Here is a 14787-nt window from a genome sequence, read left to right as displayed (position 1 = left end):
GGTTAGCTGGCCTCCCACTGAGACTGGTGATCGTAGTGCGTTGGCCACTCAAGGCACAGCCGTTCCAATTCCATGACGTCCGGCGCTCTGTGGGCGTAGGCCTGGGCCAGCCACAGGCGAGTCAGTCGGACAAAGAATTCGCCGCTGGGGTGTTCGCTGCGCTTGACGCGCCGAATGCAGTCCTGCTCGGTATCCGATGAGCGAAAGACGATGCGGTCCCGGTGCGCCAGTACCGACAGCGAGCCTCTAAACAGCAGGCTGAGCGCCGCGCGAAGATCGCCTTCACGGATCATCTTCAGCGCCACTTCAGCGATGTTTTTCGGTAATGATTCAGGCTGAATGTCGAGGCCGGCGATTTGAATCGGCGGCTGGTAGTCTACCTTGGACCGCCCTCTTATCACCGGCAGGCGCACGATGATGACGTAAAGCAGCGCGGCTACCGTCAGGGCAAGCAGGATCCACAGTGCGCCCTGACTAACGCCGGCAAAGCCGGAGGAGGTCGACGACGAGTAGTCCTTACGGGGCTTCTCTTTCGGCTTTTCCTTCTTTTTTTCTTTAGCACTAAACTCAGGCAGCTTGGGCGTTCTCTTGGTGGTTTTGCCGCCGTATTCCGGCTGTTTGAGTATGTCTTGCAGCGTTTGCGGCGCTTTCTCGATGGCCTGTTGGCGCGAAGCGTCCGCTGTCGTTGCCGCGACGGCGCCGTCGGCATAGCCAAACAGCCCGACGGAAGCCACGGCCAATATCAGGCCAAACAGTGCGGTAGGCGTTGCGCGGTGCTTCTTCTCAATATTGCGAAAGCGCAGCTCCAGATCCCAGGCCTCGATGTCGCTTCTGCGCTTTAAATAAAGCGCGAACCCGGCAGTGACGTAGACTGGTTCCCACAGCAGCATGCCCAGAGAATAGATGCACAGGTCCATGAGAGAAAAATCGTTTGTCAGATAATCCCAGATATTAAGCGAAACGTCCGGAGCGAGCGTGCTGCCGTCCACAGAGAGCATGACCAACAGGGCCATAACGCAAATCGGGAACAGCGTCTCTATTATCACCCCGGCGAACGTCAGCACCATGGCGTTAAAGCCGATATAGCTTGAGACGGCTCGCCTGCGCGCGCGGGCTACCGGCCCTTTAACGCCCTCCAGAACGTCTATCGGCAGCGTCAAAGAGCGATAGGGCGTGAAGCGAGCCCAGGTTAAGGCGCGAATCAGCTTGGTTTTAAACAGCAGGGTGGGGATCGCCTTTACGCACTGATAGAGCGTAGGCGCTTCGCCAAAGACGACGCGAGCCATGACGAAAACCGCCATTCTGTCCCACGCGGGCTTTATCCACCAAATCATAAAGCTGATAGCCCAATAGCTCATGTCTAGCCAGCGGCCCAGAGCGAACAGCAGGAGCGCCGTCGGCAGGGCCAGGCAAAACCAGGCGCCGTACAGCGGTTTGAACCAGTGCATCGCCATGCGGATGCCCAGGTCTATCGCCTCGTTCGGGTGGCGAGGGCGAAGCGAAATAGCGAGTTTTTCAAGCTGCATGACGTCGCCCCGTAAAGGTAAAGTAGGCCAGGATCAGCAGCAGGTTGAAAATGCCGACGCCAATCTTTAAGGCGAAGGGGAAGTTGTGCGGCGACCAAAAGGCCTCAATCATGGCGGCGATAAGCAGCATGACGCCGCTGCCGCAGATAAGCCCAAGCACCGAGCGCCCGGCTATCCGCAGCGCGTCCAGGCGCGTTAGTCTGCCGGGGGCAATCAGGCTCCAGCCGAGCTTTAGGCCAGTGGCGCCGGCAATAATGATGCCGCCTATTTCAAAGGCCGAATGCCCGCTGACGAAAGAGTAGAAGTTGCGGCCTGCGCCGATATTAATCAACCGCGCTTCCGCTGCGCCCATGTGAATGCCGTTAAATATAAGCGTATACACCGTACCGATGCCGGCCAAAACGCCTCCGGCGAAGGCGCGAAAGGCGATGCTGATGTTGTTGTAAATATAAAAGCCGAACATCATCCAGTTGGAGCCCGCTTCTCGGAAGATGCTGGAACCATAGTCAAACGCGTCTTCATCGCTGTACATGGCGTCCAGCGAGTATACGGTGTCCTGAGGCATGACGACGAAGACGAAATCCGGCCAAATTCGAATTATCACCATCATGGCTATCCAGGGCAGCGCAATCAGCATAAATGACAGCATTACCCAGCGCAGGTTAGCGCGCAGGTCAGCGGCGAATCCGCCGACGGCGTAGTCATACATTCTCTGGCTGATGCCGCTGTTGGCGCGATAAAGCACGTCGTGCCCCTGCTGCACCATAGCGTGAAGCCGGTCGATAAGAAGCAGGCTATAGCCGCGATCGCGGGCAATCGCCAAGTGCTGGCAGATATTGCGGTATCGGGACGGCATGTCATAGTCGGGAAACGCCGATGTTGCCGTGCGGTTGGCGCTGGATGCATTTGCCAGTTTACGGGCCAGCCAGCCTTCGAATTCTGCCCACTCGGCTTCATGAATAGCTTCAAAACTTGTCTGCTTCATGGTTTCCGGCCTATTAGAAAGTTGGCGATGCCAATCAGCCTGGCTGCTCCCTGAACCTCACTGCCCTCCGGCTTGGAAAGCGTGGGTAGAAGCGATGCGAGCTCCTCCTGACGCGGCCCGGTCAGGCTTGAGGAGCGTCCGGCAAAAGAGACCACGGCCTTTTGCGTTTCTCTGGATAGCGGAAGGTCCGGCTGAAGCGGCGGCGCCTGAGGAACGTTGAAATAGGAGGTCGGCGGCACGCTGTAGACAACAATAGTTCCGGCTACGATGTCTCCCAGACGGCGGAACTCCTTATTGATAAGCATTGACAGCAGGCCAAACAGGTAACACAGCGGCAGAAAGTCGGCGAAGCGCAGAAAGTTGCGAATAATCGACGCGCTGAGTCCTACCGGCGTACCGTTGTCGTGTAAAACCTTGAGTCCGGCCAGGCGCTTGCCCGGCGTTCTGCCGTTAAACAGCACCTCAAAGAATACCGGATAGAACCATTCAATAAGGAATAAAACGATAAGGCCGATGCCGATCCCCATTTTACCCATGAACAGGGCAGGAATAGACAAAACGGCGATAATGGCCCAGCGAATAAGCGTGTCGATAAAAAAGGCGAAGCCGCGGGACAAAAAGCCCGCAGGATGGAGCTGAATTTCAATCAGCTCAGGCGTGGTAACGTCACGTACGGTATCAAGCATAACTATTGCTTTAAAAAAGCCGGGCTAGGCCCGGCTTTGTTCCTGAATAATTAGCTTTTAACGATAAACAGACTGCGATAGCTGGAGTGGTAAGTGGCCAGCATCAGCGGCATGGCGACCAGCAGCCCCAGGAAGAACGGAATTGAGGCGACAATCATGATGATGCTGATGACGATGAAATACACCAAGCCAGGCAGCAGGTTTTTCTTCACGGCGGAAAGGCTCATGGAGAGAGCCTGGCCCAAAGGCAGCTTGTGAACAACGATAAGCGCAGGAGCAAACCAGGTCAGCGCATAGCCGAACATGATAATAGCGAACATCAGTATGAAAGAAAGGAACATCATACCGCCGCTCGCGCCAGCCAGCGCCATTGACGGATCTCCGCCGTTGCCAGCCATCGCCAGGCCCAGCATCGCGCTGCCGCCGACGATAAACATAACGATAACGGCAAGAATGGTGATGCCGAACATCACGGCGCCGACGCCGATCAGGCTACCAAGGTTGTTCTGGAAGCCGGAGAACATCAGGCCGAGGTCAAATTCACCCGTTGTACGTTGCTTTTCACACAGGGTGATAATGCCGCCAACGAAAATAGGCATGATAACGGAAGACAGCAGGCTAACCAGCGGAATGAACTGAATAACCATCAGGATGCCAAGCAGAATGATGCCCATTAGGATCCACATGCCTAACTTAGGCTTAATCAGATTCCAAGCGTCGCTAATCCAGTTTACGCCAACGCCAGCGGGTACGGCCTGACCGCCAGGAACAAAGGATTCATTGCCTTCGTCCAGAACGACCGAAACGTCGCTAACGCTTGCTTCAGGGGGAGTATAGGGGTTACGGGGCTCTTGTTGATCGGTCATGGTATGTTTCTCTTTCCTTAGGGGAGATATTAGGAGGAACCAAGGTGGTTCATCCGCGTCCTTTATTTATTTGAATTTTATCCAATGGTAGAAGCCTGAATTAAGATGGCATCCTTCTGCCATAGGGCTTCGAAGGGTTGATGATACTGACTTCTCTTTATAATGGAAAGTAGTTTACGGATATTTTTCCCCACTTTTACGCCGCGTTTTTATATATTGTCTATAGTTAATAAGTTAAGAAAAAACGGCTTAGCGCAGCACTCTTCTTCCTTTAGCAATTTTTTAACTGTTTAGCTGTTTATTCCTTACATCAATAGCTTGTTACTTGCGATTTTAAAGGGAGAGGAGTAGAATACGTCGGCTTATGTATTGGGTGGCTGAATTAGAGATCGGCGCCTGTTTTTTATAGTCAAAATAGAAGTGGAGTTTAGAATGTCTCTAAGCGTTGAAGCAAAAGCTAAAATCGTTGCAGAGTATGGTCGTGGCGCGAACGACAGTGGTTCACCGGAAGTTCAGGTTGCCCTGCTGACCGCACAAATTAACCACCTGCAGGGTCACTTTGCCGAGCACAAGAAAGATCACCACAGCCGTCGTGGTCTGCTGCGTATGGTATCTCAGCGTCGTAAGCTGCTGGACTACCTGAAGCGTAAAGACAACGCTCGTTACGCTCAACTGATCGCAAGCCTAGGCCTGCGTCGCTAAGTCCGACGAGTTTCAGGGGAAAGGGGCCGATTTGGCCCCTTTCTTCTATGATTAGATAGTAATAAGCAGTATCATAATAGTTCGATTTTGGGTTTTTCCGGTGCAGCGTTGCGCGGCTAATGAAAGCGTTGTTTAAGTCAGTTTCTTCCACCTTATCTCAAGAACTGTACTTTAAAGGCGCGATAGCGCTTTCATTAGTCGTGAGGATGCACTCGGAAGATGTTGTTAATAGTCGCTCGCAGGTAATGAACTCCGAGCTTCAGATTAAAAAAGGAACACAGTTTGTTAAATCCGATTGTTCGTCAATTTCAGTACGGTCAACATACCGTTACGTTAGAAACCGGCATGATGGCCCGTCAGGCTACTGCCGCAGTTATGGTTAATATCGAAGGTACGGCGGTGTTTGTTACCGTCGTAGCGGCGAAAAAAATGAAAGAAGGTCAGGACTTCTTCCCTCTGACCGTTAACTATCAGGAGCGTACTTACGCGGCTGGCCGCATCCCTGGCGGCTTCTTCCGTCGTGAAGGTCGTCCAAGCGAAGGCGAAACGCTGATTGCCCGCCTTATCGACCGCCCAATCCGCCCTCTGTTCGCCGACGGCTTCCTGAATGAAGTTCAGGTTATTGCGACGGTTGTATCCGTTAACCCTCAGGTTGGCCCTGACATCGTCGCCATGATTGGCGCCTCTGCCGCGCTGAGCCTGTCCGGCGTTCCGTTCAACGGCCCGATCGGCGCCGCTCGCGTTGGCTACATCAACGGCAGCTACGTGCTGAACCCGACGATGGACGAGCTGAAAGAAAGCCAGCTGGATCTGGTTGTTGCCGGTACCGAAAGCGCAGTGCTGATGGTTGAATCAGAAGCCGCGCTTCTGAGCGAAGAACAAATGCTGGGTGCCGTAATGTTCGGTCACGAGCAGCAGCAGGTCGTTATCAACAATATCAAAGCGCTGGTGGCCGAAGCCGGCAAGCCTAAGTGGAACTGGCAGGCGCCGCAAACCAACCAGGCGCTGTACGCTCGCGTTGACGCGCTGGCTAACGGCCGCCTGAGCGACGCTTACCGCATTACCGACAAGCAAGAGCGCTATGCGCAAATCGACGTTATCAAAGCTGACGTTATTGCGGCGCTGCTGGCTGAAGATGCGACCCTTAACGGCGACGAAATCGGCGATATGCTGGGCAGCATTGAGAAAAACATCGTTCGCAGCCGCGTGCTTCGCGGTGAACCGCGCATTGACGGTCGTGAAAAAGACATGATCCGCGGCCTGGACGTTCGCACCGGCGTACTGCCTCGCACTCACGGTTCTGCGCTGTTCACCCGCGGTGAAACTCAGGCGCTGGTCGTCGCGACGCTGGGTACCGCTCGCGACGCGCAAAACATCGACGAACTGACCGGCGAACGCACCGACAGCTTCCTGTTCCACTACAACTTCCCTCCGTACTCCGTAGGGGAAACCGGTATGGTGGGTTCTCCGAAGCGTCGTGAAATTGGTCACGGCCGTTTGGCTAAGCGCGGCGTTCTGGCCGTGATGCCGAGTCAGGAAGAGTTCCCGTACACCGTACGCGTTGTGTCTGAAATCACCGAATCCAACGGTTCTTCTTCCATGGCCTCCGTGTGCGGCGCCTCTCTGGCGCTGATGGATGCAGGCGTTCCCGTTAAGGCGGCCGTTGCCGGTATCGCGATGGGTCTGGTAAAAGAAGGCGATAACTTTGTCGTTCTGTCAGACATTTTGGGTGACGAAGACCACCTGGGCGACATGGACTTTAAAGTTGCCGGTAGCCGTGACGGTATCTCCGCGCTGCAGATGGATATCAAGATCGAAGGCATCACTCGCGAAATCATGAAGATCGCGCTGAATCAGGCCAAAGGTGCGCGTCTGCACATTCTGAGCGTAATGGAGCAGGCTATCTCTGCGCCGCGCGGCGATATTTCCGAGTTCGCCCCGCGTATCCACACTATTAAGATCAATCCTGAGAAGATCAAAGACGTTATCGGTAAGGGCGGCGCCGTTATCCGCGCGCTGACGGAAGAAACCGGTACGACTATCGAGATCGAAGACGATGGCACAGTGAAGATCGCGGCGACCGACGGCGACAAGGCGAAGCATGCTATCCGCCGCATCGAAGAGATCACGGCTGACGTAGAAGTTAACCGTATCTATACCGGTAAGGTTACTCGCATCGTTGACTTCGGCGCATTCGTTTCCATCGTCGGTGGCAAAGAAGGCCTGGTTCACATTTCTCAAATCGCCGACAAGCGCGTAGAGAAAGTGTCCGACTATCTGCAGCTGGGTCAGGAAGTACAGATCAAGGTGATGGAAGTCGATCGCCAGGGCCGTATTCGCCTGAGCATTAAAGAAGCGATGGCCGCTTCTGACGCGCCGGCTGCTGCTGAGTAGTCGTAACGCGGCGGCCTTCGGGCCGCAAAAAATGATGACGCGGCGTCGGTTGGCGGTAACGTTAACGGGCGTCGAGTTGTATGACTGGGACAGGGTGTTCTTGTGTAAAAGCAAGTGGAAGGCAGGATGCCTATCCCATGTTTGTCTCCGGGAGTTGAAATGAAGCCTCTTTTGCGCTGGTGCTACATCGTTGCCACGGCTCTCCTGCTTGCAGGATGCGGCAGCCTTGAAGGGCGTAAATATGGCGTTTTGGCAATTCCACTGCAGCCTACGCTGCAGCAGGAAGTGATGCTGGCGCGCATGGAGCAGATCCTTGCGAGTCAGGTGCTATCGGGCGACGAGCGCGCGCAGCTGCTTTATGAGCGCGGCGTGCTGTTTGACAGCCTGGGCCTTCGGGCTCTGGCGCGCAATGACTTTTCTCAGGCATTGCTGATTCGTCCCGATATTCCAGAGGCGTTTAACTACTTAGGGATATATCTGACGCAGGGCGGTAATTTCGACGCCGCCTATGATGCGTTTGATTCTGTTTTAGAGCTTGATCCAACTTACAGTTATGCGCGTTTAAACCGTGGGATCGCCCTGTATTACGGCGGTCGTTACGAGTTGGCGCAAGATGATCTGCTGGCGTTTTATCATGACGACCCCAACGATCCTTTCCGCACGCTGTGGCTTTACCTCATCGAGCGGGAACTGAACTCATCGAAGGCGATGAAAGCGCTCTCTGAGCGATACGCCAACGCTGAGCGCGGAAAAGCGTGGGGCTGGAATATAGTGGAATTCTACCTCGGCAAGATTAGCGAAAAAACGCTACTCTCTCGCCTGCAGGAAGAAGCGACGGATAACACTTCGCTCGCTGAGCATCTCAGTGAAACTGACTTCTATTTAGGTAAGCACTACCTAAGTCTGGGGGATGAGAATAACGCAATTGCGTTGTTCAAATTGGCGGTAGCCAACAACGTTCACAACTTTGTTGAGAACCGCTATGCGCTGTTGGAATTAGCCCTTTTAGGGTTAGAACAAGACGACCTATCAGAATCGGATAAAAAATAGACTGGCGAATGCGTTAACGCGGCCTGGCGGCACATGGTGCACGGGGCGGCGTTTCCGTTCGTTTTTTAATCCAATTTGAGCTGGTTCACACTTTTAAATGAAAATGACTGAGTATCATTTCAATGAGGTATGTAGACTGGCCGCTATTGTCAACGAGGCTTGTTTATATGTCTGAGATTGAAATCTCTTTTGCCGATTTAGGCTTATCAGAACCGTTATTAAAAGCGCTGGCGGATTTGGGGTTTGAGAAACCTTCCCCCATTCAGGCTGCCTGTATTCCTCACATGCTGGAAGGTCGCGACGTGCTTGGCATGGCGCAGACCGGCAGCGGTAAAACGGCCGCTTTTTCGCTGCCGTTTTTAAACAACATTGACCCTAAGCAGTCTTGCCCGCAGGTGCTTGTACTGGCCCCGACCCGCGAGCTGGCGGTTCAGGTGGCGGAAGCCTGCACCGACTATGCTAAACATCTGTCCGGCGTACGCGTGGTTGCGCTTTACGGCGGCCAGCGCTATGACGTACAGCTGCGCGCTTTGCGTCAGGGGCCGCAGATCGTCGTTGGTACGCCCGGGCGTCTTTTAGACCACCTTAAGCGCGGCACGCTGGACCTGTCCCAACTGAAAGGGCTGGTGCTGGACGAAGCCGACGAAATGCTGCGCATGGGCTTTATTGAAGACGTTGAGACCATCATGGCGCAGATCCCGGCCGAGCATCAGACCGCGCTGTTCTCAGCGACGATGCCGGAAGCGATTCGCCGCATTACTCGCCGCTTCATGAAAGATCCGCAGGAGATCCGCATCCAGTCTAACGTGGTGACCCGCCCTGACATCAGCCAGAGCTACTGGACGGTGTACGGCATGCGTAAAAACGAAGCGCTGGTGCGCTTCCTGGAAGCGGAAGACTTTGACGCCGCCATCATCTTCGTGCGCACTAAAAACGCCACGCTGGAAGTGGCCGAAGCGCTGGAGCGCAGCGGCTATAACAGCGCCGCGCTCAACGGCGACATGAACCAGACGCTGCGCGAGCAAACGCTGGACAGGCTGAAGAACGGCCGCCTGGATATTCTGATCGCAACCGACGTCGCCGCTCGCGGTTTGGACGTTGAGCGCATTAGCCTGGTAGTCAACTACGATATCCCGATGGATTCTGAATCCTACGTTCACCGCATTGGCCGTACCGGTCGTGCCGGTCGCGCCGGTCGCGCGCTGCTGTTTGTGGAAAACCGCGAACGCCGGCTGCTGCGTAACATCGAGCGTACGATGAAGATTACCATTCCTGAGGTGGATCTGCCGGCCAACGAGCTTCTGAGCAAGCGTCGCCTGGAGAAGTTCTCTGCGCGCGTCAATCAGCAGCTGGAAAGCAGCGATCTGGATCAGTATCGCGCTCTGCTGGCCAAACTACAGCCTGCGGAAGAGCAGGATATCGAGACGCTGGCCGCAGCGCTGCTGAAAATGGCGCAGGGCGAACGCCCGCTGATTCTGCCGCCGGAAGCGCCTGTTGACCGTCGTCCGCGTCGCGAGCCTCGCGAACGTGACGATCGCAATAACGATCGCTTTGGTCGCCGTGAGCGTGGCGAACGCGATCGCGATGGCGCGCCCAAGCGCGAGCGTCGTGACGTTGGCGAAATGGACATGTACCGCGTGGAAGTTGGCCGCGACGACGGCGTTGAAGTTCGCCATCTGGTCGGCGCGATCGCTAACGAAGGGGACATCAGCAGCCGCTATATCGGCAACATCAAGCTGTACGCTACCCACTCGACGATCGAGCTGCCCAGAGGGATGCCGACCGAGCTGCTTTCGCACTTCACCAAAACGCGCGTGCTCAACAAGCCGTTGAATATGCAGCTGATGGGGCCTGCCACCGCAGGGGACTCTCGTCGTCCAAGCGGCCGTCGTGAAGGTGGTCGCGAAGGCGGTTTTAACGATCGTCGTCCTTCAGGCGGCGATCGCCGCTCCTTCGGCGGGCGCGATCGCAAGCCGTCGGATCGCGACAGTGCGCCTCGCGCTCCGCGCCGCCGTTCTTACTCTGACGGTGAGTAATATCGATATCGCGAATGCGTAAACGCCATACCCCGCCCGAAAGGCGGGGTATTTTTTTGCCTGCGTTTTGGCGCAGCTCAAAAGTTTTTCAGCACGTCCGTAATGTGCACGATGCCTACCGCGTTCCCGTCATCGTCGACCACGGGCAGGACGGTGACGGGCCTGGGATGGTGGCTTTCCATCAGGTAGATGGCCTCCGAGGCCAGCTTATCCCGACGTATGGTCAGCGGGCTGCGGGTCATTAGCTCATGTACCGGCAGGTAGAGAATTTGTACGTCCTGCGCCAGACGTCGGCGAACGTCGCCGTCGGTAATCAGCCCAACCAGCTTTCCCTGCTCGTCAATGACTGACGTTGCGCCTACGCCTTTTTCCGTCATGATAAACAGCGCGTGCTCGACGTTGTTTTCCTGCGATACGACCGGATTTCTTCCATCGCTGCGCATTACGTGCTCCACCTTTAGAAGCAGCCTGCGCCCCAGCGCGCCGCCGGGATGGTAAAGCGCAAAGTCGTCGGCGGTGAACTGGCGCGCCTGCATGAGAACTACCGCGATAGCGTCGCCCAGCGCCAGTGCGACGGTCGTGCTGCAGGTAGGGGCGAGATCCAACGGGCAGGCCTCTTTTTCTACCGAAGCGTCTAGGGTAACGTCGGCGAGTTTGGCCAACGTTGACCTTTCGTTACCGCACAGCGCGATGATTCTGGCGCCGATACGGCGTATGGCGGGAAGAAGATTTAGGATTTCCGGCGTTTCTCCGCTGTTGGAGATAGCAATGACGACGTCGTTTTTAGCGATCATGCCCAGATCGCCGTGGCTGCCTTCCGCCGGATGAAGATAGTAGGCGGGCGTGCCGGTGCTCATCAGCGTGGCGGCAATCTTATGGGCAATATAGCCCGGCTTGCCCATTCCGGTGACGATGAGCCGGCCCTTTGCCGACGTTATTATCTTAATTGCCTCGATAAACTCCGAGCCGACCTTCGTCGCCGCACGCTCAATGGCCTGCGATTCGCTGAGCAAAACGCGTTTGGCCTGCCCCAGATATTTCTCATGTTCTTCCATACGTTCTCCGTTAAATCGGTTTAACGGCCTGCAACATAGCGCTCTGCGCCAACGACTTCCATGCCTCCCAAGGGAAGTTAACAGGTATTACCGGATGAAGATTAAGAAATTAGACGCGCCTAACATCTGCGATTTTAATTTGTGAAAGTGTTAATAGATTCACAGATGAAAGTATTTGCCCCCCCATACTAGCCTCAATTTTTACGCGCGGTTTTCACGCGCGTTCTGAAGTGAGGAAAGCCCATGCCTGATGTACCAAGATACAAAAAAATCCTAAATATCCTAGATAACTACGACTCTTGCAGCATCAACGATCTGGCCAGGCTGCTGGCCGTGTCCCACATGAGCATCCGGCGCGATCTCAAGCAGCTGCAGGAGCGCGGGCTGGTTCAGCTGGCCTACGGCGGTCTGGTCAAGAAGCGCTTTTTGGACCATAGCCCCGGCTATGACGTCAAAGAGGGCCGCTGTTTTGAAAGCAAGAGAATCATCGGCCAGAGGGCCTGCGAGCTGTTACAGCCGGATATGGTGGTCTTCATGGACGGTGGAACGACGGTACGGGAGATGATCCCGTATATCCAGCTGCCGATCACCGTGATTACGCTGGATCTCTCTATCGCGATGGCGCTCAACAGCAAGCCCGAGGTCAAGCTTATCCTGTGTCCGGGAGAGGTCATACCCAGAAGCCGCGCCTGCTATAACTCAGAAACGGTTCGCTATCTGTCTGAGCGTATTACCGATATTGCCTTTATCGGCGCGGATGGCTATAGCGAAGAGTATGGCGCGCTAACCACCAGCCAAATCAAGGCCGACTGCAAGTGGATGGCTATCCGGCGCTCCGTACAGCCCGTTCTTCTCGTGGACGAAAGCAAGCTGAACATCCGCTGCCGCTACAAGATTGCCGACCTGTCTACGTTTCACCGCGTGATTACCGACGGGGCGCAGCCTGAGTTTTCTCAGTGCGCCGAGTTGGCTCATCGCCCATTAGAGAAAAAATCATAATAAAACCAAGGAGAATGCGATGAAAGTTGCGATTGTCGCGGACGATTTAACCGGTGCGAACGCTACCAGCGCCCTGTTAAGCAAGAAGGGGTTTACTACCATAACCTGTCTGGAGGCGTTTCATCAGTCTTTGAGCCATTTTGAGATTGTCTCTTTTTCTACCGACTCCCGATCTATTTCGCCCGAAGAGGCCTATAGCCGCGTCAGCGAGTGTATCGAACAGTTTAGAGCCCAGGCGCCCTTAATCAGTAAGCGTATCGACTCAACGCTGAGGGGAAATATGGGTGCCGAAGTGGATGCCGTATTGGATAACTATCCGGAGCTTATGGCCGTAGTTGTTCCGGTTTACCCCTCCAGCGGGCGGATTTGCGTCGGCGGTTCGCTGCTGGTTTCCGGCATTCCTTTGCAAAACACCATGATGAGAGACGACCCGAAGAACCCGATGACGGAGTCTTCCGTCCTTGAGCTGTTTCGCCAGCAGTCGCGCTACGAGCCTCATCACATCCCGCTGCGCGACGTTCTGGCAGGCGTTGACGCGCTGTCGGAGAAGATAGCGACGGTCTACCGACAGGGGGGACGAATTGCGATCTTTGACGCAACGACGGATCTGGACATCGCCGCTATCGCAAAAGCGGTTGAGAAAACCGGCCTGCCGGTGTTCTGCGTCGACCCAGGGCCTTTTACCGCGCAGCTTGCCCACCTGCGTTATTCCAGCGCTAACGTGAAGACCAATAAAGTGTTTATCGCCATTGGCAGCGTCTCAGCGCTCACCCAGCGGCAGATCGAGAAGCTCAAGTACGACCGCAACGTCTGGCTGGAGGTCGTCCCTCCGCGTCAGCTGATTGATATCTCAAAACATCCCGGTAAGGCGGGGCCGCTGGTTCAGATGCTGCTGCGTAAGTCTGAACGGTATGACGTCGTGGGCATCGATACGGTGGAAACGCCAGAGCACGTCTGCGAGCTGGGCGAACTGGCGCAGGAGTACGGCGTCGACAAGTCGGAGGTGAGCTGCTTGATAAACAAAGGGATAGCCGAAGTGACGTCTCAGGTTTTGCTCAACGAGAAGTCGATGTTTCGGGGAATTTACACCAGCGGCGGTGACGTGACGCTCGCCGTTACCAACCGCTTGGGCAGTAAGGGATTCATCCTGAAAGATGAAGTTGAGCCGCTGGCGGTTTATGGCCACCTGCTGGGAGACAGGTGCAACGGCCTGTCCATCGTGACGAAAGGCGGCTTTGTCGGTAACGACAGTACGCTCGTGCACTGCGTCGACTATCTGAGCACCAAAATTTCCAGCGGCGTATACGCCACAGAGAAAGAATTATCTAACCAACCTCAGGAGCTTAAATGAACGTAAAACCGCTAATCGGCATACCTATGGGCGATCCCGCCGGCATCGGGCCGGAGATTGTCGTGAAAACCCTGGCCAGCAGGGAAGCGCATGAATATGGAAACATGGTCGTTATCGGCGACCGGCGCATACTGGAAGAGGCGGCGGCGTTTTCCAACGTCAATCTCGACGTTCGCGTGATTGACTCTCTTCGAGACGCCGAATTCCGGGAAGGCGTGTTAAACCTTCTCCAGCGCGGAGAACTGGACTATGCGTCGTTTAAACCCGGACTTATTCAAGGGCAGTGCGGTAAAGCCGCTTTTGAATATATTAAGACGGCCACCGAATTAACGATGGCCCATAAAATAGACGCGCTGGCGACAACGCCGATTAATAAAGAGTCCCTCAAAGCGGGAAATATTAACTACATCGGCCATACCGAAATATTGGCGGATCTGACCGGCACTCAAGATCCGCTGACGATGTTTCAGGTCAAAGAGCTGAGGGTGTTTTTCCTGACGCGCCACATGTCGCTGGTGCAGGCTATTGAATCCTTAACGCCGGAGCGGGTGTGTGACTACGCCATTCGCTGCACCGAAGCGCTGCACAAGCTGGGCCTTAAAAATCCCAGGCTATCGGTGGCGGGTATCAACCCGCACTGTGGGGAACACGGCCTCTTTGGCTCTGAGGACGACGACGTTCTGGCGCCGGGCGTTGAAATGGCAAGAAAAGCGGGCGTCAACATTGTCGGGCCTAAGCCTGCGGACAGCGTTTTCCACTTTGCGCTGCTGGGCGCTTATGATGCGGTGCTTTCCCCTTATCACGACCAGGGGCATATCGCGACCAAGATGGTGGACTTTCACCGCACGATTTCTATTACCAACGGAATGCCGATTTTAAGAACCTCGGTCGACCACGGTACGGCGAATGACATTGCGGGTAAAGGCGTCGCCAACGCGGTGAGCCTGATTGAGGCCGTTCGCCTGGCCGCGCTGTACGCGCCTTATTTCAAAAAATAAGACCCAAAGCGATGCCTTAAATAATAAACGCAGGCCGGAACGCCGACCGCGTTATTAAATAAAAATATCAACATCATTTATTCGCGGCGCTATGCGTCCGGACGACTGCACCCGTCGTTCGGCCATAGGCCGGTATAAA

13 protein-coding genes are annotated in these 14787 nt (G+C 55.2%); 8 read left to right on the top strand and 5 right to left on the bottom strand.

The annotated features are described in order from the left end of the window. Positions 1 to 2: 2 nt before the first annotated feature. From V8L73_RS15905 to V8L73_RS15890, 4 genes are read right to left on the bottom strand one after another with little or no spacing between them, the layout of a single operon-like run. Positions 3 to 1526 (bottom strand): DUF4129 domain-containing protein, encoded by a 1524-nt coding sequence (locus V8L73_RS15905; RefSeq protein WP_347253426.1) that lies wholly within the window; start codon positions 1524 to 1526, stop codon positions 3 to 5. Continuing rightward, complete coding sequence (locus V8L73_RS15900; protein ID WP_027276027.1) at positions 1516 to 2511, bottom strand: stage II sporulation protein M; 996 nt, start codon at positions 2509 to 2511, stop codon at positions 1516 to 1518. Before V8L73_RS15900 ends, V8L73_RS15905 begins: the two co-directional genes overlap by 11 nt. After that, positions 2508 to 3197, bottom strand: coding sequence for an RDD family protein (locus tag V8L73_RS15895; protein ID WP_261831978.1), 690 nt, complete (start codon positions 3195 to 3197; stop codon positions 2508 to 2510). The genes V8L73_RS15900 and V8L73_RS15895 overlap by 4 nt, the downstream gene beginning before the upstream one ends. Before the next feature lie 50 nt (positions 3198 to 3247). Continuing rightward, on the bottom strand, positions 3248 to 4063 hold the full coding sequence (locus V8L73_RS15890) for a BPSS1780 family membrane protein (protein ID WP_071783431.1): 816 nt from the start codon (positions 4061 to 4063) through the stop codon (positions 3248 to 3250). 432 nt (positions 4064 to 4495) lie between these two features. Between V8L73_RS15890 and rpsO the strand changes: the two genes are divergently transcribed. The 5 genes from rpsO to V8L73_RS15870 all read left to right on the top strand — a co-directional run bounded on the left by rpsO (position 4496) and on the right by V8L73_RS15870 (position 10245). Further along, positions 4496 to 4765, top strand: a complete 270-nt coding sequence (rpsO, locus tag V8L73_RS15885) for a 30S ribosomal protein S15 (RefSeq protein ID WP_027276025.1) — start codon at positions 4496 to 4498, stop codon at positions 4763 to 4765. Positions 4766 to 5047: 282 nt separating this feature from the next. Further along, positions 5048 to 7159, top strand: a complete 2112-nt coding sequence (gene pnp, locus V8L73_RS15880) for a polyribonucleotide nucleotidyltransferase (protein ID WP_347253425.1) — start codon at positions 5048 to 5050, stop codon at positions 7157 to 7159. A gap of 159 nt (positions 7160 to 7318) precedes the next feature. After that, positions 7319 to 8209 carry a lipoprotein NlpI gene (nlpI, locus tag V8L73_RS15875; protein WP_347253424.1) on the top strand — a complete coding sequence of 297 codons (891 nt, stop codon included), beginning with the start codon at positions 7319 to 7321 and terminating at the stop codon, positions 8207 to 8209. Positions 8210 to 8306: 97 nt separating this feature from the next. Then, complete coding sequence (yrbN, locus tag V8L73_RS19915; RefSeq protein ID WP_134389279.1) at positions 8307 to 8384, top strand: protein YrbN; 78 nt, start codon at positions 8307 to 8309, stop codon at positions 8382 to 8384. Then, positions 8377 to 10245 carry a DEAD/DEAH family ATP-dependent RNA helicase gene (locus V8L73_RS15870; RefSeq protein ID WP_347253423.1) on the top strand — a complete coding sequence of 623 codons (1869 nt, stop codon included), beginning with the start codon at positions 8377 to 8379 and terminating at the stop codon, positions 10243 to 10245. The genes yrbN and V8L73_RS15870 overlap by 8 nt, the downstream gene beginning before the upstream one ends. Before the next feature lie 77 nt (positions 10246 to 10322). Here the strand turns inward: V8L73_RS15870 and V8L73_RS15865 are convergent, their stop codons facing one another. After that, the gene (locus V8L73_RS15865) at positions 10323 to 11300 is read right to left on the bottom strand and encodes a KpsF/GutQ family sugar-phosphate isomerase (RefSeq protein WP_027274779.1); all 978 of its coding nucleotides are present in this window, start codon (positions 11298 to 11300) and stop codon (positions 10323 to 10325) included. Positions 11301 to 11543: 243 nt separating this feature from the next. Here V8L73_RS15865 and V8L73_RS15860 point away from each other — a divergent pair, with 243 nt between their 5' ends. From V8L73_RS15860 to pdxA, 3 genes are read left to right on the top strand one after another with little or no spacing between them, the layout of a single operon-like run. Then, complete coding sequence (locus V8L73_RS15860; RefSeq protein WP_051155713.1) at positions 11544 to 12299, top strand: DeoR/GlpR family DNA-binding transcription regulator; 756 nt, start codon at positions 11544 to 11546, stop codon at positions 12297 to 12299. A gap of 19 nt (positions 12300 to 12318) precedes the next feature. Then, the gene (locus V8L73_RS15855) at positions 12319 to 13650 is read left to right on the top strand and encodes a four-carbon acid sugar kinase family protein (RefSeq protein ID WP_051155714.1); all 1332 of its coding nucleotides are present in this window, start codon (positions 12319 to 12321) and stop codon (positions 13648 to 13650) included. Then, a complete protein-coding gene (pdxA, locus tag V8L73_RS15850) occupies positions 13647 to 14648 on the top strand; it encodes a 4-hydroxythreonine-4-phosphate dehydrogenase PdxA (protein ID WP_027274780.1) in 1002 nt (333 codons plus the stop codon). The genes V8L73_RS15855 and pdxA overlap by 4 nt, the downstream gene beginning before the upstream one ends. Positions 14649 to 14787: the final 139 nt, after the last annotated feature.

The organism is Leminorella grimontii (genome assembly GCF_039789245.1).
GTDB classification, from domain to species: domain Bacteria; phylum Pseudomonadota; class Gammaproteobacteria; order Enterobacterales; family Enterobacteriaceae; genus Leminorella; species Leminorella grimontii.
This window is presented reverse-complemented; position numbering and strand designations above follow the sequence as displayed.

Bases quoted from the DNA above. Each gene is read 5' to 3' on its own strand.
- V8L73_RS15905 (WP_347253426.1), bottom strand. From the start codon at position 1,526: ATGCAGCTTGAAAAACTCGCTATTTCGCTTCGCCCTCGCCACCCGAAC.
- V8L73_RS15900 (WP_027276027.1), bottom strand. From the start codon at position 2,511: ATGAAGCAGACAAGTTTTGAAGCTATTCATGAAGCCGAGTGGGCAGAA.
- V8L73_RS15895 (WP_261831978.1), bottom strand. From the start codon at position 3,197: ATGCTTGATACCGTACGTGACGTTACCACGCCTGAGCTGATTGAAATT.
- V8L73_RS15890 (WP_071783431.1), bottom strand. From the start codon at position 4,063: ATGACCGATCAACAAGAGCCCCGTAACCCCTATACTCCCCCTGAAGCA.
- rpsO (WP_027276025.1), top strand. From the start codon at position 4,496: ATGTCTCTAAGCGTTGAAGCAAAAGCTAAAATCGTTGCAGAGTATGGT.
- nlpI (WP_347253424.1), top strand. From the start codon at position 7,319: ATGAAGCCTCTTTTGCGCTGGTGCTACATCGTTGCCACGGCTCTCCTG.
- yrbN (WP_134389279.1), top strand. From the start codon at position 8,307: ATGAAAATGACTGAGTATCATTTCAATGAGGTATGTAGACTGGCCGCT.
- V8L73_RS15870 (WP_347253423.1), top strand. From the start codon at position 8,377: ATGTCTGAGATTGAAATCTCTTTTGCCGATTTAGGCTTATCAGAACCG.
- V8L73_RS15865 (WP_027274779.1), bottom strand. From the start codon at position 11,300: ATGGAAGAACATGAGAAATATCTGGGGCAGGCCAAACGCGTTTTGCTC.
- V8L73_RS15860 (WP_051155713.1), top strand. From the start codon at position 11,544: ATGCCTGATGTACCAAGATACAAAAAAATCCTAAATATCCTAGATAAC.
- V8L73_RS15855 (WP_051155714.1), top strand. From the start codon at position 12,319: ATGAAAGTTGCGATTGTCGCGGACGATTTAACCGGTGCGAACGCTACC.
- pdxA (WP_027274780.1), top strand. From the start codon at position 13,647: ATGAACGTAAAACCGCTAATCGGCATACCTATGGGCGATCCCGCCGGC.